At 64.6% G+C, this 17,513-nt stretch carries 18 protein-coding genes; 4 read left to right on the forward strand and 14 right to left on the reverse strand.

Annotation, left to right across the window (positions count from 1 at the left end):
• Positions 1–4 precede the first annotated feature (4 nt).
• Positions 5–1,084: an efflux RND transporter periplasmic adaptor subunit gene (locus UIB01_RS03110; RefSeq protein ID WP_038656774.1), complete on the reverse strand. Its 1,080-nt coding sequence runs from the start codon at positions 1,082–1,084 to the stop codon at positions 5–7.
• Between the two features lie 244 nt (positions 1,085–1,328).
• Here UIB01_RS03110 and bfr point away from each other — a divergent pair, with 244 nt between their 5' ends.
• Positions 1,329–1,796: a bacterioferritin gene (gene bfr, locus UIB01_RS03115; protein WP_038656776.1), complete on the forward strand. Its 468-nt coding sequence runs from the start codon at positions 1,329–1,331 to the stop codon at positions 1,794–1,796.
• Positions 1,797–1,845: 49 nt separating this feature from the next.
• On the opposite strand, the gene UIB01_RS03120 is transcribed toward bfr, so the two are convergent.
• The 4 genes from UIB01_RS03120 to UIB01_RS03135 form a co-directional block, all read right to left on the reverse strand.
• The gene (locus tag UIB01_RS03120) at positions 1,846–3,768 is read right to left on the reverse strand and encodes a methyl-accepting chemotaxis protein (RefSeq protein ID WP_038656778.1); all 1,923 of its coding nucleotides are present in this window, start codon (positions 3,766–3,768) and stop codon (positions 1,846–1,848) included.
• Positions 3,769–3,977: 209 nt separating this feature from the next.
• Positions 3,978–5,558, reverse strand: a complete 1,581-nt coding sequence (gene mqo / locus UIB01_RS03125; RefSeq protein WP_051605038.1) for a malate dehydrogenase (quinone) — start codon at positions 5,556–5,558, stop codon at positions 3,978–3,980.
• A 283-nt stretch (positions 5,559–5,841) separates the two neighbouring features.
• Positions 5,842–6,255, reverse strand: a complete 414-nt coding sequence (gene cueR / locus UIB01_RS03130; RefSeq protein WP_038656780.1) for a Cu(I)-responsive transcriptional regulator — start codon at positions 6,253–6,255, stop codon at positions 5,842–5,844.
• Positions 6,256–6,331: 76 nt separating this feature from the next.
• The gene (locus UIB01_RS03135) at positions 6,332–8,710 is read right to left on the reverse strand and encodes a heavy metal translocating P-type ATPase (RefSeq protein ID WP_038656782.1); all 2,379 of its coding nucleotides are present in this window, start codon (positions 8,708–8,710) and stop codon (positions 6,332–6,334) included.
• A gap of 147 nt (positions 8,711–8,857) precedes the next feature.
• Between UIB01_RS03135 and UIB01_RS03140 the strand changes: the two genes are divergently transcribed.
• Positions 8,858–9,049 (forward strand): heavy-metal-associated domain-containing protein, encoded by a 192-nt coding sequence (locus UIB01_RS03140; RefSeq protein ID WP_038656784.1) that lies wholly within the window; start codon positions 8,858–8,860, stop codon positions 9,047–9,049.
• 4 nt (positions 9,050–9,053) lie between these two features.
• Here UIB01_RS03140 and UIB01_RS03145 read toward each other — a convergent pair whose 3' ends face one another.
• Positions 9,054–9,701, reverse strand: a complete 648-nt coding sequence (locus tag UIB01_RS03145; RefSeq protein WP_038665361.1) for a TetR family transcriptional regulator — start codon at positions 9,699–9,701, stop codon at positions 9,054–9,056.
• 203 nt (positions 9,702–9,904) lie between these two features.
• Here UIB01_RS03145 and UIB01_RS03150 point away from each other — a divergent pair, with 203 nt between their 5' ends.
• Entirely contained in the window at positions 9,905–11,077 is a 1,173-nt protein-coding gene (locus UIB01_RS03150; RefSeq protein ID WP_038656786.1) for a Bcr/CflA family multidrug efflux MFS transporter, read from the forward strand.
• 3 nt (positions 11,078–11,080) lie between these two features.
• Here UIB01_RS03150 and UIB01_RS23215 read toward each other — a convergent pair whose 3' ends face one another.
• From UIB01_RS23215 to UIB01_RS03160, 3 genes are all read right to left on the reverse strand, one after another.
• Positions 11,081–11,245 carry a hypothetical protein gene (locus UIB01_RS23215; protein ID WP_180983545.1) on the reverse strand — a complete coding sequence of 55 codons (165 nt, stop codon included), beginning with the start codon at positions 11,243–11,245 and terminating at the stop codon, positions 11,081–11,083.
• A 100-nt stretch (positions 11,246–11,345) separates the two neighbouring features.
• Positions 11,346–12,296 (reverse strand): adenosine deaminase, encoded by a 951-nt coding sequence (locus tag UIB01_RS03155; RefSeq protein ID WP_038656788.1) that lies wholly within the window; start codon positions 12,294–12,296, stop codon positions 11,346–11,348.
• 460 nt (positions 12,297–12,756) lie between these two features.
• Positions 12,757–13,344, reverse strand: a complete 588-nt coding sequence (locus UIB01_RS03160; protein WP_038656790.1) for an IMPACT family protein — start codon at positions 13,342–13,344, stop codon at positions 12,757–12,759.
• A 212-nt stretch (positions 13,345–13,556) separates the two neighbouring features.
• On the opposite strand from UIB01_RS03160, the gene UIB01_RS03165 reads away from it, so the two are divergent.
• Positions 13,557–13,886 (forward strand): four-helix bundle copper-binding protein, encoded by a 330-nt coding sequence (locus tag UIB01_RS03165; protein WP_015275686.1) that lies wholly within the window; start codon positions 13,557–13,559, stop codon positions 13,884–13,886.
• 49 nt (positions 13,887–13,935) lie between these two features.
• Here the strand turns inward: UIB01_RS03165 and UIB01_RS03170 are convergent, their stop codons facing one another.
• The 5 genes from UIB01_RS03170 to UIB01_RS03190 all read right to left on the reverse strand — a co-directional run bounded on the left by UIB01_RS03170 (position 13,936) and on the right by UIB01_RS03190 (position 17,506).
• A complete protein-coding gene (locus UIB01_RS03170; protein WP_038656793.1) occupies positions 13,936–14,580 on the reverse strand; it encodes a DUF1826 domain-containing protein in 645 nt (214 codons plus the stop codon).
• On the reverse strand, positions 14,580–15,782 hold the full coding sequence (zigA, locus tag UIB01_RS03175) for a zinc metallochaperone GTPase ZigA (RefSeq protein WP_038656795.1): 1,203 nt from the start codon (positions 15,780–15,782) through the stop codon (positions 14,580–14,582). Before zigA ends, UIB01_RS03170 begins: the two co-directional genes overlap by 1 nt.
• Before the next feature lie 9 nt (positions 15,783–15,791).
• Entirely contained in the window at positions 15,792–16,196 is a 405-nt protein-coding gene (dksA, locus tag UIB01_RS03180) for an RNA polymerase-binding protein DksA (protein WP_038656797.1), read from the reverse strand.
• A 178-nt stretch (positions 16,197–16,374) separates the two neighbouring features.
• Positions 16,375–16,902, reverse strand: coding sequence for an NADH-dependent FMN reductase RutF (gene rutF, locus UIB01_RS03185; protein ID WP_038656800.1), 528 nt, complete (start codon positions 16,900–16,902; stop codon positions 16,375–16,377).
• Between the two features lie 13 nt (positions 16,903–16,915).
• Positions 16,916–17,506 carry a malonic semialdehyde reductase gene (locus UIB01_RS03190; protein WP_038656802.1) on the reverse strand — a complete coding sequence of 197 codons (591 nt, stop codon included), beginning with the start codon at positions 17,504–17,506 and terminating at the stop codon, positions 16,916–16,918.
• Positions 17,507–17,513 lie beyond the last annotated feature (7 nt).

Consider the following 17,513-nt stretch of genomic DNA (forward strand, 5'->3'; position numbering starts at 1 on the left):
CGGCTCAGTTCCGCTCCCGCGCTTCGATCGGTTGGTCGTCGTGCAGCTTGCTGCCGCCAGCGACGATGATCGGCATCTGCGCCTGCAGAGCATCGCCGCGAATCAGCGCCTGATCGCCATCGACTCGCTGCAGTTGAACCGGATGGCGCCGCGCGCGGCCATCGTCAGCCTGCCAGATGAAGTGTTTGCCGTCGCTGCCGGTCTGCAATGCCGATAGCGGCAGGCGGAAACCGTCATCGGCTGTCTGCGGCAATGCGGGCCGTTGCAGGCTGACGCGCATGGCCATACCGGGCAGCAGGTTGAAATCCTCCGGCGGTTCGCCCTGCAGTACCAGGCGATAGGTGCGCGCGCCTTCGCGCGGCTGAGTGCTGTGTTCCTTGTAGCGCAGCGGCAGACGCAGGTCGGCGATCACCAGTTCAGCCTCGGCCTCGAGCTCGGGTCCGAGCGGAATGCTCAGCGCGGCGCTTTCTGGCAGGTCGACGCTGACCTCGATATGGCGGTTGTCCTGCATCTCGAACACCGGTGTGCCGACCGCCACCACCATGTCCGGCTCGGCCAGACGGCGCGCCACCACGCCATCGAATGGCGCGTTCAGGGTGCTGTGATCGAGATCGCGCTGGGCGCTATCGCGCGCCACGCGGGCGGCCACGGTGTTGGCCTCCAGCGCTTCGATGGCGGCCGGGGCGAGGATGCCTTCGGCAAGCAGAGTGCGTTTGCGCGCCAGATCCGCTTCCAGCTGGCGCAGGCGCGCCTCGGCCTCGCGCATCTGCAGGCGGTAGTCGGTGCGGTCCAGCTGGGCCAGCGGCTGCCCGCGGCGCACGCGAGTGCCTTCGTCGATCAGGATGCGCTCGATGCGCCCGGCTACCTCGAACGACAGCTGGGTGGTGGTCACGCTCTGCACCACACCAGAAAAGCGCAGGGCTTCGGCCTTGGGTTCAGCTGGCCGCAAGGGCTCGACCAGCGCCACCCTTGGCGGTTCGGGTGCCGGCTCGGCTTCCGAGGAGCAACCGCCGAGCAGCGGCAGCGCACAGACGATGATCGTCAACCAGGCCCGGGACGCTGGGAATGCTCGCGTTGACGTCATCGGGGCTCCTGTCTGATGGGCGTTGCGGGCACTTTGGCACCCGCTGGGACTGACAATAGAGCCCCGCGCCGGCGCAGGAGTTCGCCGGCAAAGTGTTGCCAATGACGTGACCACACGGTCGCTTTCTGCCCGGGCTCTGCCACACTGAAGCTGGCGCGCTGCGGCTGCGCAGCGCTTGACCGGCACAGACTCAGCGGGGATGCTTGCCCGCTGTTGAAGACGCATCAGTCATGGGGAATAGGCAATGCAAGGCCAGGCACCGGTAATCGACTATCTGAAGGAGCTGTTGCGCGGAGAATTGGCGGCGCGCGACCAGTATTTCCTGCACTCGCGGATGTATGCCGACTGGGGCTTCAGCAAGCTCTACGAGCGCATCAACCACGAGATGGAAGAAGAGACGCAGCACGCCGATGCACTGTTGCAGCGCATCCTCTTTCTCGAAGGCACGCCGGACATGACGCCGGAGCCGATCAATCCGGGCCATACCGTTCCGGAAATGCTGCGCAACGATCTGGCGCTGGAGTACAAGGTGCGTGCCGCGCTGGCCCAGGGCATCGCGCTGGCCGAACAGCACGGCGACTATCCGACCCGCGATATGCTGGCGCTGCAACTGCACGATACCGAGGAAGACCACGCCTACTGGCTCGAGCAGCAGCTCGGGCTGATCGACCGCATCGGCCTGCAGAACTACCTGCAATCCCAGGCCAGCTGAGCCTTCGCCCGGCGAGACATGGCCTGTCTCGCCGGGCGCTTGCGTTCCGTCAGAGCCGGAAGCGGCTCACCATCATCTGCAACTGACCGCCCAGACGGGCCAGCTCGGTGCTCGACGCCGCGGTTTCCTCGCTGGCTGCAGCGGTCTGTTCCGACACGTCACGCACGTTCACCACGCTACGGCTGATCTCTTCGGCTACCGCACTCTGCTCTTCGGCGGCCGCGGCGATCTGCTGGTTCATCGCCTGAATGTTCGAAACGGTACGGGTAATGCTGCTGAGCGAAGCGCCAGCACGGCGCGCCAGTTCGACGCCGCTGTCGGTCAGGTCGCGGCTGGTGTGCATGATCGCCGCGACCTGCTGGGTGCCGTTCTGCAGTGCGGCGACCAGCCCCTCGATCTCCTCGGTGGATTTCTGCGTACGTTGCGCCAGGCCGCGCACCTCATCGGCGACCACGGCGAAACCACGTCCGGCCTCTCCGGCGCGGGCGGCTTCGATGGCGGCGTTGAGCGCCAGCAGATTGGTCTGCTCGGCCACGGCGCGGATCACCGTCATCACGCTGCCGATCTTGTCGCTTTCGCTCTGCAGCGCGGTCATCGCCTCGGTGGAGCGCACCACGGCGTCGGCCATGCGTTCGATCTGGTTGACCACCTCGAGCACCACACGGTCGCCTTCGCGGGCTTCGCCGTCCGCCTCGGTGGCGGCCAGGGCTGCCTGCTCGGCATTGCGCGCGACTTCCTGAACGGTGGCCGACATCTCGTGCATGGCGGTGGCGACCTGGTCGGTCTCCTCTTTCTGGCTGTTCACGCCGGCACTGGTCTGCTGGGTGACCGCCGACAGCTCCTCGGCGGCGGCGCTGATCTGGCTGACGCCATCGCGGATGCCGCCGATTAGCTCGCGCAACGTCGAGCCCATTTGCTGAATGCCACGCTGTAGCACGCCCAGCTCGTCGCGACGCTGGATCTGCGCGGTTTCGCTGAGGTCGCCGGAGGCGATGCGCTCGACATCAGCCAGGGTGGCCCGCAGCGGCAGGATGATCTGCCGGGTAATGACCCAGGCGGCCAGCACACCGAGCACCAGCGCCAACAGTGTGCTGACGATCAGGCGGCTGCGTGCATCGCCGCTTTCGATATCGAGACGGTCGAGCTGGAACTGGTAGAGCGAGTCGCTGATGCGGACGATTTCCTTCTGCTGATCGGTCATCTCCTGGCGTGCCTTGGCGATCGCCTGGGTGGCCGTCTCCAGCGACTCGATGGCGCCGCGGTACTCGCCGAGCACCGAGCGGACCTGCTGCATTGCGGCGCCGCTGTCGGCGTCGAGAGCTCCGGCCTGGCGGCCTAGCGTGGCCTGCGCGGTATCAAGCTGGGTGTAGATGGCCTTAACGGCATCGTTGGCCGGTGCTGCCATATAGACGCGCAGCAGGTATTGCGCGCGCTGCACGTCTTCCTTGATCTGGCTGATCGCCAGGAGCTGCGCGAAGCGATCTTCTTCATAGTCCGGCAGCTGCAGCACATGATTGGTGACGCCGGCGGTCAGCTCGCCCAGGCGAGTGGCGGCGCCATCGATGGTGGTGCGCGCGGCGTTGGCCTGCGCATAGGCCTTGCGCATGTCGTTCAGCGAATTCTGATACTGCGCGTTGTAGCCGGCCTGCTCTTTGAGCTGAGTGACGTTGATCGGATTCTTGAACGTATTGAGCAGCTTGGTCTGCTGCGCCAGGTAGATGCCGAGGTTCTTGTCCAGCCGTTCGGTGGACTCGGCGTCGCCGTTGGCCAGCATGAACTGCAGACGGGCGATGCGCAGATCGGTCAGCGTCTTGTTCAGCAGCGAGATTTCGGTCATCCAGCCGCTGCGTTGGATGACGCTGCCAAGGCTGCCCCAGCCATTCCAAGCGAGGATGAGGGTCAGGACCAGCACGGCGCCGAAGCCCAGTGCGAGTTTCCTGCTGACGCCAATGTTTGCAAACCAGTTGTTCATTGAAATACCACTTGGGGGACGATCAGATGGGCCGCGACAGACCGTCGACAGCAGAGGCATGCCGTGTTCTCGGCACCATGGATAGTGACTTGAGGGTGTTCTAAATATGACGCCATAAAGTCGACGAATGGTCGTCGAGGCTTCTGCGACGTCGGCGAACGGCCCACAAGTCACGAAGAACCCGCAAGGCGGATTCTTCGTGCACCGGATCAGTTCGGCGAAATTTCCAGGGTGGCCGCTGCAGCCGTATCGAGCTGCAACCGCTGGCTGGTCATGGTACGCACCTGTTCGGTGAGGGCTGCGTCATCGTTCAGCGCGAGACCGTAAGCCGGGAACATGTTCTTGAGTTTCGCCTGCCAGGCAGCCGATTCGACCTGCGACTTGAAGGTGGTTTTCAACAGGTTGAGCATGATCGGCGCGGCGGTCGAGGCGCCAGGCGAGGCGCCCAGCAGCGCGGCAATGGAGCCGTCCGCAGCGCTGACGATTTCAGTGCCGAATTGCAGTACACCGCCTTTCTCCGGATCGTCCTTGATGATCTGGACGCGCTGCCCCGCGGTGATCAGCTCCCAGTCGTTGGCATCAGCCTCCGGGAGATAGTCCTTCAGCTCGGCGATACGATCTTCCTGGCTGAGCATGAGCTGGCCAACCAGGTATTGGCTGAGATCGAGGTTATCCAGGCCGGCCTGGACCATCGGCACGGCGTTGTCAGTGCTCAAGGAGCCGGGGAGGTCCATCAGCGAACCGTTCTTCAGGAACTTGCTCGAGAATGTGGCGAAGGGGCCGAACAGCAACACTCGCTCGCCATCGATCACGCGGGTATCCAGGTGCGGCACGGACATCGGGGGCGAACCGACCGATGCGAGACCGTAGACCTTGGCCTGATGCTGCGCGACAACCTCGGGGTTGCGTGTCATGAGGAACTGGCCACCTACCGGAAAGCCTGCGTAGCCCTTGGCTTCGGGAATGTCGGCCATCTGCAGCAACTTCAACGCGCCGCCGCCGGCGCCGATGAAGACGAAGCGCGCCTTTACGCTGGTCTCGGTTCCGCCGTCAGCGAGATTGGCGGAGACGACGGTCCAGGTGCCATCGTCGTTGCGCACGATGTCGCGCACCTCATGCTGCAGCTGCAGCTTGACCTGCTCGCTTTTGCTCAGAGCGTCGAACAGCTGACGGGTGATCTCGCCGAAGTTCACGTCGGTGCCGATCGGCATGCGGGTGGCTGCGACCTGCTGGGCGTCGCTGCGCCCGTTCATCACCAGCGGAATCCACTCGGCAATCTGCTGCGGCTGTTCGGAGTATTCCATGCCCTTGAAAAGTGGACTCTGATGCAGGGCTGCGTGGCGCTTGCGAAGGAAGTCGATATTGCGCTCGCCCCAGACGAAGCTCATGTGCGGGACGGCGTTGATGAACCGGCGCGGCTCCTGAAGCACCCCGCGCTCGACCTGATGAGCCCAGAACTGCTTGGAGACTTCGAACGATTCGGCAATGCTCACGGCCTTGCTGATGTCGATGCTGCCGTCGGCTTTCTCCGGCGTGTAGTTGAGCTCGCAGAAGGCGGAGTGCCCGGTGCCGGCGTTGTTCCAGGCATTGGAACTCTCGTCGGCCACGCTCGGCAGGCGTTCGTGGACCTCCATGCTCCAGCTTGGCTCCAGTTCGTGCAGGTAGGTCGCCAGGGTTGCACTCATGATGCCGCCGCCGATCAGCAGGGCATCCACGGTCTTTTCGGGTTCATTGGGCTTGGAGCAGGCGATCAATGCGAAGCACGTCAGCGCCAGGATCAAATTTTTCATCAAGGGTTCTGTTTTGCCTGGTAAGGGTTAAGCGGGGCAGCGCGTATCGATCAACGGAATGGCTCGCCACCCGCGCAGGGCAGCTGATTAAGATCCGATGGAGGACAGGCGCATACGGCTAGGCCAAAGGCCTGAAGGCAAGGCGGCGGTGATGCTCGACCTATGTTCCGAACGGTCGATTGCAGACGTATCGCGACCGCCTCCTTGCGAGGGGCGCGGAGTCTATTAGGGAGCTAAGCATATGGCAATCACCGTCTGCCGCGAAGTTGGGTCGGCGTGTTGCTCAGCTGTTGCTGCCGTGGCGACAGCAGCCGGATTCCAGGTCCCTGAGGATCGGGCAGTCAGGCCGGTCGTTACCCTGGCAGGCATTGACCAGCTCTTGCAGCGTGTCGCGTAGGCTTACCAGCTCATCGATCTTCTGGTTAAGCGCATCGATATGGGCGCCAGCCAGGGCTTTGACGTCGGCGCTGGCACGCTGGCGGTCCTGCCAGAGCGCGAGCAGCCGGCTCACTTCGTCCAATGAAAAGCCCATGTCACGCGATCGCTTGATAAAGGCCAGACGGTGCAGATCCTCTTCGCCATAGCGGCGATAGCCATTGGCACCACGCCCGGCAGGGGCGATCAGGTCGATGGACTCGTAGTAGCGAATCATCTTCGCCGAGAGACCGCTTTTCTTTGCTGCCTGGCCAATGTTCATACGAGCTCCTGGCCCGTCGGCAATGGCCGGCAGAGTGCCGCCCGCTTTGCAGACGTTCGAAGCGACGACAAGACCATCATTCTTCTGGCTTCCAGCGTTTGAGCAGCAGCGCGTTGCTCACCACGCTGACGCTCGACAGCGCCATCGCCGCGCCGGCCACCACCGGGCTGAGAAAGCCGAAGGCAGCGAGCGGGATGCCCACCAGGTTGTAGATGAAGGCCCAGAACAGGTTCTGCTGGATCTTGCGGTAGGTGCGCCGGCTGATCTCCAGCGCCGCTGGTACCAGCCGCGGATCGCCGCGCATCAGGGTAATGCCGGCCGCATGCATGGCTACGTCGGTGCCGCCGCCCATGGCGATGCCGACATCCGCCGCGGCCAGGGCCGGGGCATCGTTGATGCCGTCGCCGACCATCGCCACCACGGCGCCGCCTTTCTTCAGTTCCGCCACGGTGGCGGCCTTGTCCGCCGGCAACACTTCGGCATGCACGTCATCGATGTGCAACGCTTCGGCCACCACCCGCGCGCTGCCACGGTTGTCGCCGGTGATCAGGTGGCTGCGGATGTGCCGCGCGGCCAGCGCGGCAATGGCCGCTGCGGCACCGTCCTTGAGGCTATCACCGAAAGCGAACAGGCCGAGGATGCGCGGCTCGGGCGTATGTTCCACCAGCCAGGAGAGGGTGCGGCCCTCGGCTTCCCAGCGCTGGGCGGTTTCCAGCAGCTCGCCCGGCTGCAGGCCGTACTCTTCGAGCATGCGCCGGTTGCCCAGCGCCAGCTGCTGGCCGTCCAGCGTTCCGGCGATGCCGCGGCCGCTAAGGGCCTGGCTCATCTGCACATCCGGCACGGCGATGCCATTGGCTTCGCAGCGCTGCAGCACGGCGCGCGCCAGCGGGTGTTCGCTGCCACGCTGCAGGGCGCCGGCCAGGCGCAGTATCCGCGCCTCGTCGCCGTCCACGGCATGCAGGTGGATAATCTGCGGCTTGCCCGAGGTCAGCGTACCGGTCTTGTCGAAGGCCACGGCCGTGACCGCATGGGCGACTTCCAGCGCCTCGGCGTCCTTGATCAGGATGCCGTGGCGCGCCGCCACGCCGGTGCCGGCCATGATCGCCGCCGGCGTGGCCAGGCCGAGGGCACAGGGGCAGGCGATGACCAGCACCGCCACCGCGTTGATCAGCGCGACCTCGGCCGATGCGCCATTGAGCAGCCAACCGATCAGCGTGAATACGGCGATCACCAGCACGGCCGGTACGAACACCTGGCTGACCCGGTCCACCAGCTTCTGGATCGGCGCCTTGGCCGCCTGGGCGTCTTCCACCAGGCGGATGATCCGCGCCAGCACGGTCTCGCCACCGAGCGCCGTGGTGCGCACCAGCAGCCGCCCCTCGCCGTTGATCGCGCCGCCGGTGATGCGATCGCCCGGCGCCTTGTTCACCGGCAGGCTCTCACCGCTGATCAGCGCTTCGTCGGCCTGGCTTTCGCCCTCGACCACTTCGCCATCCACCGGAAAGCGCTCGCCGGGCTTGACCAGCACCAGGTCGTCCAGGCGCAGCGCGGCGATGGCGACGTCTTCCTCGCGGCCGTCGGTCACCCGTGTCGCGCGGTCCGGACGCAAGGCTTCCAGTGCCCGGATCGCTGCGCTGGTTTGGCGCTTGGCGCGGCTTTCCAGGTACTTGCCCAGCAGCACCAGGGCGATCACCACCGCCGAGGCCTCGAAGTACAGATGTGGCATCTGCCCGGCCGGGGTCGCCCACCATTGATAGAGGCTCAGGCCGTAACCGGCGCTGGTGCCGATGGCGACCAGCAGGTCCATGTTGCCGGCACCGGCGCGCACCGCCTTCCAGCCGGCCACGTAGAAGCGCGCGCCGAGGATGAACTGCACCGGCGTGGCGAGCAGGAACTGGATCCACGCCGGCAGCATCCAGTGCTGTCCGAACAGCTCGCCGAACATCGGCAGCACCAGCGGTGCGGCCAGCAGCAGGCCGGCGATCACCGCCCAGCGTTCGCGCTGCAGGCGCCGCTCGGCATCTTTTTCGGGGCGCTGCTGGTCGCCGGCGCTTGCCTTGTAGCCGGCAGCCTCGATTGCCTGGATCAGCAGGGCAGTATCCAGCGTGCCGATCACCTCGACATGCGCGCGCTCGCTGGCCAGATTCACCGCGGCGCTGCGTACACCGGGCACTTTGAGCAGTGCACGCTCGACCCGGCCGACGCAGCTGGCGCAGGTCATGCCTTCGATATTCAGCTCGATGCTCTGTAGCGGTACGCCATAGCCGGCCTTCTGCACGGCCTCGATCAGCGTCGCCACACCCAGGTCATCGCCTTCGATACGCACCTGTTCGTTGGCCAGGTTGACGCTGGCCGCGGCGACGCCCGGCACCTTGAGCAGGGCGCGCTCGACACGGCCGGCGCAGCTGGCGCAGGTCATACCGCTGACCGGCAGCGTATGGGTGGCGCTGGACATGGCAGAGACTCCTCGATTGCGATGGCTGCAGGATCGACCTTAACCCTATGGCAAGGTCAACACCATGATCTGCGACAGCAGGTGCCTTGACCTTGCCCGGGTGGCAAGGTCGAGAATCGGCGCATTCACCAATCGAGGAGAAACACGATGCAAATATTCAATGTGAGCGGAATGACCTGCAGCCACTGCGAGCGCGCGGTGACCCAGGCCATCCAGGCGCTGGACCCGCAGGCGCAGGTGCAGGTGGACCTGGCGGCCGGAACGGTGCAGGTACAGAGCAGCGCCAGCGAACAGGCGATTCGCCAGGCAATCAGCGAAGAGGGTTATCAGGTGAGCTGATCGCTCAGCCGGTGGGCTGGTCGGGATCGGCCGGCCAGTCGCGGACCAGACCGCGGAACAGCGGGTCGATCAGCGCTTTGGTATCGACCTCTGGCGCAAACAGCTCGGTATCCCGCGTCCAGTCGGTGAACAGCCCCACCACCAATGCATGCAGCGACAGCGCCGCTAGCCGTGGCGTTACGCCAGGGCGTAGGCAGGCCGAGGCGTTGCGCAGCAGGTTCTCGCACAGATCGATGAACTGATTGATGAAGGCGTGATGACGTTCTTCGGCTTCACGCAGTTCATCGGTGAACTCGCACTTGTGCAGGAGGATGGTGAAGATCCGGCGCTTCTGCTCGTTGCTGGCCAGCGTGCTGATGGCTTCGACCGTCAGGTTGCGCAGGGCGATCAGTGCCTGCAGCGGCTGCTGATGATTGCAGCTGCACAGGCGCTCGGTCATCTGCTCGGGAGGCAGGCGAATCTGATTGAGCATCTCGTGGAACAGGTGCGCCTTGTTCTGAAAATGCCAATACACCGCGCCGCGCGTCACACCGGCGTCACGGGCGATCTGGTCGAGGCTGGTGTGGGCCACCCCCTTGTCCAGAAACAGCCGCTCGGCAGAGGCGAGGATGGCGATTCGGGTTTTCTCGGCTTCTTCTTTGGTTCGGCGCATGGGCAGGTTCAGGCAGATGACAGCTGCTTCGGGCGTCCAGCAGCGATGGAGGCGGCCAGTGTAACGGCGCATCTCGTCGTGATGCATGTTTACAATCGGCGGTGTATGTAACAGCATCTTGCGCGCCGGTGCAAATTCCCGGGCAAGGTCGAGGTCCCAACAACTCACTCGACCAGTCTTCTTTTCAGCTTTGCGAGCTTCTGATGTCCCTGCGGATTCTTCTCATACTGGGCGCGCTCAGCGCGTTCGGTCCTCTGGCGATCGACATGTACCTGCCGGCCTTCCCCTTGCTGGCGCAGTCGTTCGGCACCAGCGTCGATCACGTACAGCTATCGCTGGCGGCCTACTTCATCGGTCTGGCCATCGGTCAGCTGGTCTACGGGCCGCTGGCCGATCGCTACGGAAGGCGCGGGCCGCTGCTGGTCGGCGTGACGCTGTTCACCCTGGCATCGCTGGCCAGCGCCTTCGCGCCGTCCATGGACTGGCTGATCGGTGTGCGCTTCGTCCAAGCGCTCGGCGGCTGTGCCGGCATGGTGGTGGCGCGCGCCGTGGTGCGAGACCTGTGCGACCCGATGACCAGCGCCAAGGTGTTCTCGCAGCTGATGCTGGTCATGGGCCTGGCGCCGATCCTCGCGCCAGTGGCGGGCGGCGCTTTGTTGGCGTCGTTCGGCTGGCCGTCGATCTTCATCCTGCTGACGCTGTTCAGCGCGATGTGTCTGGTGGCAGTCACGCTGTGGTTGCCGGAAACCTATCCGGACGGGCTGCCGCGCCAGCCGATGTCCGGTGCGCTGGGACAATATCTGCGGCTGTTCCGTGACCGCTTCTTCATCGGCCACGTGCTGACCGGCGCGCTGTGTATGGCCGGCATGTTCGCCTATATCACCGGCTCGCCGTTCGTCTTCATCGAGCTGTATGGCGTCAAACCCGAGCACTTCGGTTGGCTGTTCGGCATCAACGCGGCGGGCTTTATCCTCATGGCGCAGGTCAACGTGCGCCTGGTGCGCTGGCGCGGGCCGGAGTTCTGGGTGCGGCGCTGGGTTTGGTTTTTCTTCGGCAGTGCACTGGCGCTGTTGGCGGTGGCGGCGGCGCAGCCTGAATCACTCTGGCCGTTGCTGATTCCGCTGTTCTGCTGCGTGTCCTGCCTCGGTTGTTTGCTGCCGAACGCCACGGCCTGCGCCATGGCTGACCAGCGCGCCAATGCCGGCAGCGCCTCGGCCCTGCTTGGCAGCATGCAGTTCACCATTGCGGCTATCGCCGCTTCCGCGGTGGGGGCGTTGCACAACGGCACGGCGGTGCCGTTGGCAGCAATCATCAGCCTGTGCGGCTTGCTGGCAACGATCGTGGCCTACACCACTGCGCGTGCCAGCACGGAATGACAATCAGGCGCTGAGTGGCAGGGGATGCGGCGCCTGCAGGCGACGGTGCAGGGTTTCAACGAAGGCGCGTGCCTCGGCTTCGCTGCGAAAGGTGACTTTCTGCCGGTCCAGGCTTACCTGCCAGGCGCTGTCGGGATAGGGCGTCAACGGGCGGACGAGAATGTTCATGGTGATCTCCTCGTATGTGGGTTGCCGCACAGTCTAGGCGCTGCCATGGCCCGTGGGACGAGCCATGGTGTCGCAGGTCGGCCTGTGCCGACCGACCGGTTCAGTAGGCCAGGCGCGCGTCCAGGCTGTTCTGGGCTAGGCGGCGGGCCTGTTCCTCGGTCATGCCCAGGCTGTCGTGCAGCGCGATGAAGTTTTCCGTCACGTAGCCGCCGAAGTAGGCCGGGTCATCGGAATTCACCGTGACCTTCACGCCCTGTTCCAGCAGGTCGAGGATGTTGTGCTGGCGCATGTCGGCGAACACCTTGAGCTTGGTGTTGGACAGCGGGCAGACGGTCAGCGGAATCTGCTCCTCGATCAGTCGGGCAATCAGCTTCGGGTCTTCCGCAGCACGCACGCCATGGTCGATACGGCTGACCTTGAGCAGATCCAGCGCCTGCCAGATGTATTCCGGCGGGCCTTCCTCACCGGCGTGGGCGACGGTCAGCAGGCCTTCGCCCCGTGCCTTGTCGAACACGCGCTGGAACTTGCTTGGCGGATGGCCGACTTCGGAGCTGTCCAGGCCAACGGCGAAGAAGGCGTTGCGATAGGGCAGCGCCTGCTCCAGCGTCTTGAAGGCTTCCTCTTCCGGCAGGTGACGCAGGAAGCTGAGGATCAACCCGCTGCTGATGCCCAGCAGTTCGCGGCCATCGGCCAGCGCGGCGCTGATGCCGTTAAGCGCGGCCTCGAACGGCACGCCACGGTCGGTATGGGTTTGCGGGTCGAAGAACGGTTCGGTATGCACGACGTTCTGCTCTTCGCACTTCTGCAGGTAGGCCCAGGTCAGGTCGTAGAAATCCTGCTCGGTGCGCAGCACGTCGGCGCCGGCATAGTAGAGATCGAGGAATTCCTGCAGGTTGCCGAAGTTGTACGCGCTGCGCAGTGCCTCCACGTCGTTCCAGGGCAGGGCGATCTTGTTGCGCTCGGCCAGGCGGAACATCAGTTCGGGTTCCAGCGAGCCCTCAAGGTGCAGGTGGAGTTCGGCCTTGGGCAGATTGTTGAGCCAGTCGTGCATCGCGAAATTCTCGTCTTTCGGGTGTGCGGGCATTCTATCGGCGGGTTGGAGCAACTGATATGCCAGCTGACCAGTTTGTCCCGTTCAAGCATCTTTGCATGACAGACGAATGACCGCTTCATTGCCGTTGCTGCAGTTTGGCGATTAATTGACCAGCGGTCTGCAGCCCAGTTCTGACGGGCGTTGGCGAGGTTGTTCCCAATGTTATCCACAAAGTTCTCCACGCAAATCGGGCATAACCTCGAGCTGGCGGAACGCGATTGATGGCAAAACGTCAGTAGCCGACTGGCCAGTCAAAAAATCTAGCAATTCAAGCGCTTAACGCACTCCATTGGGGCGCAGGAGGCTGGCTGGTTAAAAATTGTGCAGTTTCGTCGAGCGCCCGCCGCAAGCGCTTCACAGGCGGCCATACAATTGTTATCCACAATTGCGTCCACAGTATTTGTGGGCAACGCAGGCTCTAGTTCAACGCTTGCAGCTGGCTGCGCCCGCGGGTGATATCAGCGAGCAATCTCTGCAGTGGCTGCAGCTGAGCGGCGGGAAGGGCAAGTTCCAGCGTCGCGCCTTCGGCATCGAAATGCTCGGCTTCCAGCAGCGCGTCGAACTCCGCCAGGCGTGCCTTGAACAGGGCCAGCTCGGCGAAGCGGCAATGGCAGCGGCAGTGCGAGCGCGACACCAGCTCGCTGCGCTCGCCTGCCTGCAGGCACTTCGCCGTGGTGCCGCCATAGGCGCGGGCCAGGCCGCCGGTGCCGAGCTTGATGCCGCCGAACCAGCGGATCACCACCACCGCGACCCGGTCGAAATCCTGCCCTTCGATGGCGGTGAGTATCGGCCGACCCGCCGTGCCGCCCGGTTCGCCGTCGTCGCTGAAACGGTACTGATTGCCGACCTTCCAGGCCCAACAGTTATGCGTAGCGGTGGGATCGCTGACCGCCTGGATAAAGGCCTGGGCCTCTTCGGCGCTCTGCACGGGTGCGGCCTTGGCGAGGAAGCGGCTTTTGCTGATGACTTCCAGTAACTCGCATGGCGCGGACAGGGTGAAGGGCATGGCAATTACGGCGTCGGTGATGATTTACGGGGTGGCCATTGTAGCGGCGCCGCTGCGGCTGCGCTGCGTCGTGCCGCATGGCCCGTCCGGCGAACGGATTGAACTTCGATGGATCGTCCAACCCCTACCTAGTAGGGCGCGGTTCGCGCGCATGACCTGGAGAAGGTCCCGCCGTACCGCATTTCGCTGGCACTTCAGCTGGAGGAAATTCCATGCTCAATTCCACTTACCAGTCGTGCATCCAGGCTTGCTCCAACTGCGCGCTGGTTTGCGAAACCTGTGCGGCATCCTGCTTGCGCGAGGACGACGTGAAGATGATGGCGCGCTGCATCGAACTCGATCGTGACTGCGCCGACATGTGTGCGATCGCGGCAGTGCTGATGACTCGCGACAGCCCCTATGCGAAAGCCTTCTGCAAACTCTGCGCACAGGTCTGTCGCGATTGCGCCGAGGAGTGTGGCAAGCACACACACGACCATTGCCAGGCCTGCGCCGAGGCCTGCCGCAAGTGCGCTGAAGAGTGCGAAAAGATGGCCGCCTGATCGGTCGTTGGTTGGGAGGGTCGCAGCCGCGGTTGTTGGCCCTCCGGCTTCAGGCCAGCCAGTCCAGCGTCAGAATCAGACGGCGCTCAGCCGTTGTCGCCTGCGGCGAGCGATGAATGATCCCCGCGCCTTCGTTACCCAGCCATTTCTCCCCCTTGAACAACGCTACGTCGCCAGCGACGAGCCGCTGGATGGCGGCCGGGTCAGTCGGTTCGGCTGCCGGATCGCCCAGGCGCCGACGCTGCATTCCGCCCTCCTGAAGCCATTCGCTACCTGCGCCGGCGTAGGTGGTGATCAGCCGCAGCGGTACATGATCGACGTGAAAGCGCGGGCACATGGGTTTGTCCAGCACGCGCAGGCGCAGGCCGATACGCCGCGCGTCGACCAGGCAGCTGAACGCCCGCACCAGCCAGGAGATGTCGGCGACGAAACCGGCATGGCCGGAAAGGTCCCGATAAGCAGCCGCCAGGGTTGGTAGCTGCACCTCGTCCTCGCCGACTGGTTCGAGGGTCAGCGATTCGGCCAGCGGCTCGCCCAAGGCCAGGAGTGTCTCGGCGAACTCGGCAATGTGCAGCGGCAGCTGGCGCTGCCATACGCTGAGGTTGACGCCATCGTTCAGCGCTTCGCCGAGTACTGCCGGGGAGTCGCCCAGCAACTGGCGCGGCTGTGAGCGGATGATCTGCTGCGCCAGCATCAGGCGACCTGCTCGTGCCAGGGGCCGAACGGGTCCGGCAGGCGCAGCCAGCCGGTGACGCCCACGGCCCACTCGCTGTCGTTCAGCAGGCAGGCGTCGAGTTCGCGGCGCAGCTGGTCGAAGTTGATGTTCTGGCCGATGAAGACCAGTTCCTGGCGGCAGTCGCCGAACTCGCCACGGGATTTGGCGAGGATCGCCGTGCGGCTTTCGCTGTCGCTCGGCCAGGCCGATTCCGGGGTGAAGTGCCACCAGCGCCCAGCGTAGTCGTAGCGCATCAGCCCGCCGGCCTGGGACCAGCTGCCGGCTTCTTCGGGGCGGGTAGCCAGCCAGAAAAAGCCTTTGGAGCGCAGCAAACGGCCGTTGCTCCATTCGCGATTGAGGAAGTTGTAGAAGCGTTGGGGGTGGAACGGCCGGCGCGCCAGGTAGGCGGTCGAGGCTATGCCATATTCTTCGGTTTCCGGCACATGCTCGCCGCGCATTTCCTTGAGCCAGCCCGGTGCCTGCGCTGCGCGCTCGAAGTCGAAGCGACCGGTGTCGAGGATGCTTGCGAGCGGCACCTGGCCCATGCTCATCGGCAGGATCTCGGCGTGGGTGTTGAGCCGGCCGAGGATGGCGGTCAGCTCTTCGCGCTCGGCGGCGGAAATCAGGTCGATCTTGCTGATCAGGATGACGTCGGCGAACTCCACCTGCTCGATCAGCAACTCGGTGACCGAGCGCTCGTCGTCCTCACCAAGAGTTTCGCCGCGGTTGGCGAGGCTCTCGGCCTCCTGGAAGTCGCGCAGGAAATTAACCCCGTCGACCACCGTGACCATGGTGTCCAGCCGAGCCAGGTCGGCCAGGCTCTGGCCCTGCTCGTCGCGGAAGGTGAAGGTTTCGGCCACTGGCAGCGGTTCGGAAATCCCGGTGGACTCGATCAACAGGTAGTCGAAGCGGCCTTCGCGGGCGAGTTTGCCGACCTCTTCGAGCAGGTCCTCGCGCAGGGTGCAGCAGATGCAGCCGTTGCTCATCTCGACCAGCTTTTCCTCGGCGCGATTGAGGCTTACACCGCGCTGCACCTCGTTGCCGTCGATGTTGATCTCGCTCATGTCGTTGACGATCACCGCCACGCGGCGGCCTTCGCGATTCTTCAGGATGTGGTTGAGCAGGGTGCTCTTGCCGGCACCGAGGAAGCCGGACAGGACGGTAACGGGGAGGCGGTTCATGGCGGTCTCTCAGGCGGATCGTTGGTGTTTTTCGCGCTGTTCCTGGCGTTGTTTCGCCTCGATCGACAGCGTCGTGGTGGGGCGTAGCAACAGGCGCTGCAGGCCGATGGGGTCGCCGGTTTCGGCGCACCAGCCGTATTCGCCGCGGGCGATGGCATCCAGCGCGTCGTCGATCTTGTCCAGCAGCTTCTTCTCACGTTCGAGCACACGCAGCTGCCACTGGCGCTGTTCTTCGGCGCTGCCGATATCCGCCGGATCGCTGCTGGGTTCAACTTCGCGCAAGGCGTCGAATTCCTCAGCGATGCGGCTCTGCAATTCCTGACGCTGGCGCAGCAGCAGGTCGCGAAAGAACGTCTGTTGTTCCGCGTTCATATAGGCAGCGGCGGGCTGGGCGAGGAGTTCGGCTTCAGTCATCGGAAGGTACGCATCTGGCAGGAATGTAATAGTTATAACATAACAGTTAGAGCAAGGCGCAAGCGCTGTCTAGGTGCGGTAACGGCTCACAGGTACGAAGCGTTCGCCACGACAAAACGAAAAAAGCCCGCAGCGCAGATCGCGCGGCGGGCTCGGGCAGTGGGGGGCGCTGGGTCGATCAGACGGCGCCGGGCAGCCCGTGGTAGTTGCGGCCGAAGTACACCAGCGCATCGGCGCTGTCGCGGCGATACACGGCGAGCACTTCACAGTAGAGGATGTCGTGGGTGCCGACGCTGGCGCTGTGGCTGATGCGGCAGTCGAACGACACCGTGGCGCCGTCGAGCAGCGGCGAACCGGTCACGCCGGTGCTCCACTGCGCCGCGGCGAAGCGCTCGGCCATGGGCGTCTTGCCACCGAACAGGTTGGACAAGTCCCGCTGCGCGCCGGCCAGGGTGTTTACGCAGAGCTGCCCGTTGGCGGTGACGATGGGATGTGCCGAAGCGCTGCGGTTCAGGCACACCAGCAGCGTCGGCGGTTCGTCGGTGACGCTGCACACCGCGGTGGCGGTAAAGCCGGCGCGGCCGCAGGGGCCGTCGGTGGTGATGATGTTGACCGCCGCGGCCAGGCGCGCCATGGCGTCGCGGTAGTCCTCACGAATCACTGGAGCGCTGAATTGACTGGTGGTTTCGCATTGAGCCAGTTGCATGATCGGTTCTCCATCAGGCGAGGACGCAGGCGCGGTCGAAGGGCAGGCGTGGCAGGCGGTCGCGCAGCTTGCTGGCGTCGCCGTAGCCGAGGTTGATCAGCAGGTTGGATTTCCAGGAGGTGCCGGCAAAGAAGGCCTCGTCCAGCGCCCTGCCGTCAAAGCCGGACATCGGTCCGCAATCGAGCCCCAAAGCGCGGGCAGCGAGGATCAGATAACCGGCCTGCAGCGAGCTGTTGCGCAGTGCGTTCTCGGTGATCAGTGCCGGTTGCCCGGCGTACCAGCTGCGGGCGTCGGCAAAGGGGAACAGCTCCGCCAGGGTTTCCGGAAAGTCCTCGTCATAGGCGACGATCACCGTGACCGGCGCGGCCAGGGTCTTTTCCAGATTGCCCTTGGACAGGCAGGGCGCGAGCTTTGCCTTTCCCTCCGGCGTGCGTATGAAGACAAAGCGGCCGGGGCAGCTGTTGACGGCGGTCGGGCCAAGGCGGACGTGCTCGTAGAGCTGTTCGAGCAGGCCGTCCGGCACCGCTTTGTCCAGCCAGGCGCTGTGGGTGCGGGCCTCACTGAACAGCGTGGCGAGGGCATTCGAGTCGATGGGGGCGTGCATGTTCGGT

The organism is Stutzerimonas decontaminans, from assembly GCF_000661915.1.
Lineage (GTDB): Bacteria > Pseudomonadota > Gammaproteobacteria > Pseudomonadales > Pseudomonadaceae > Stutzerimonas > Stutzerimonas decontaminans.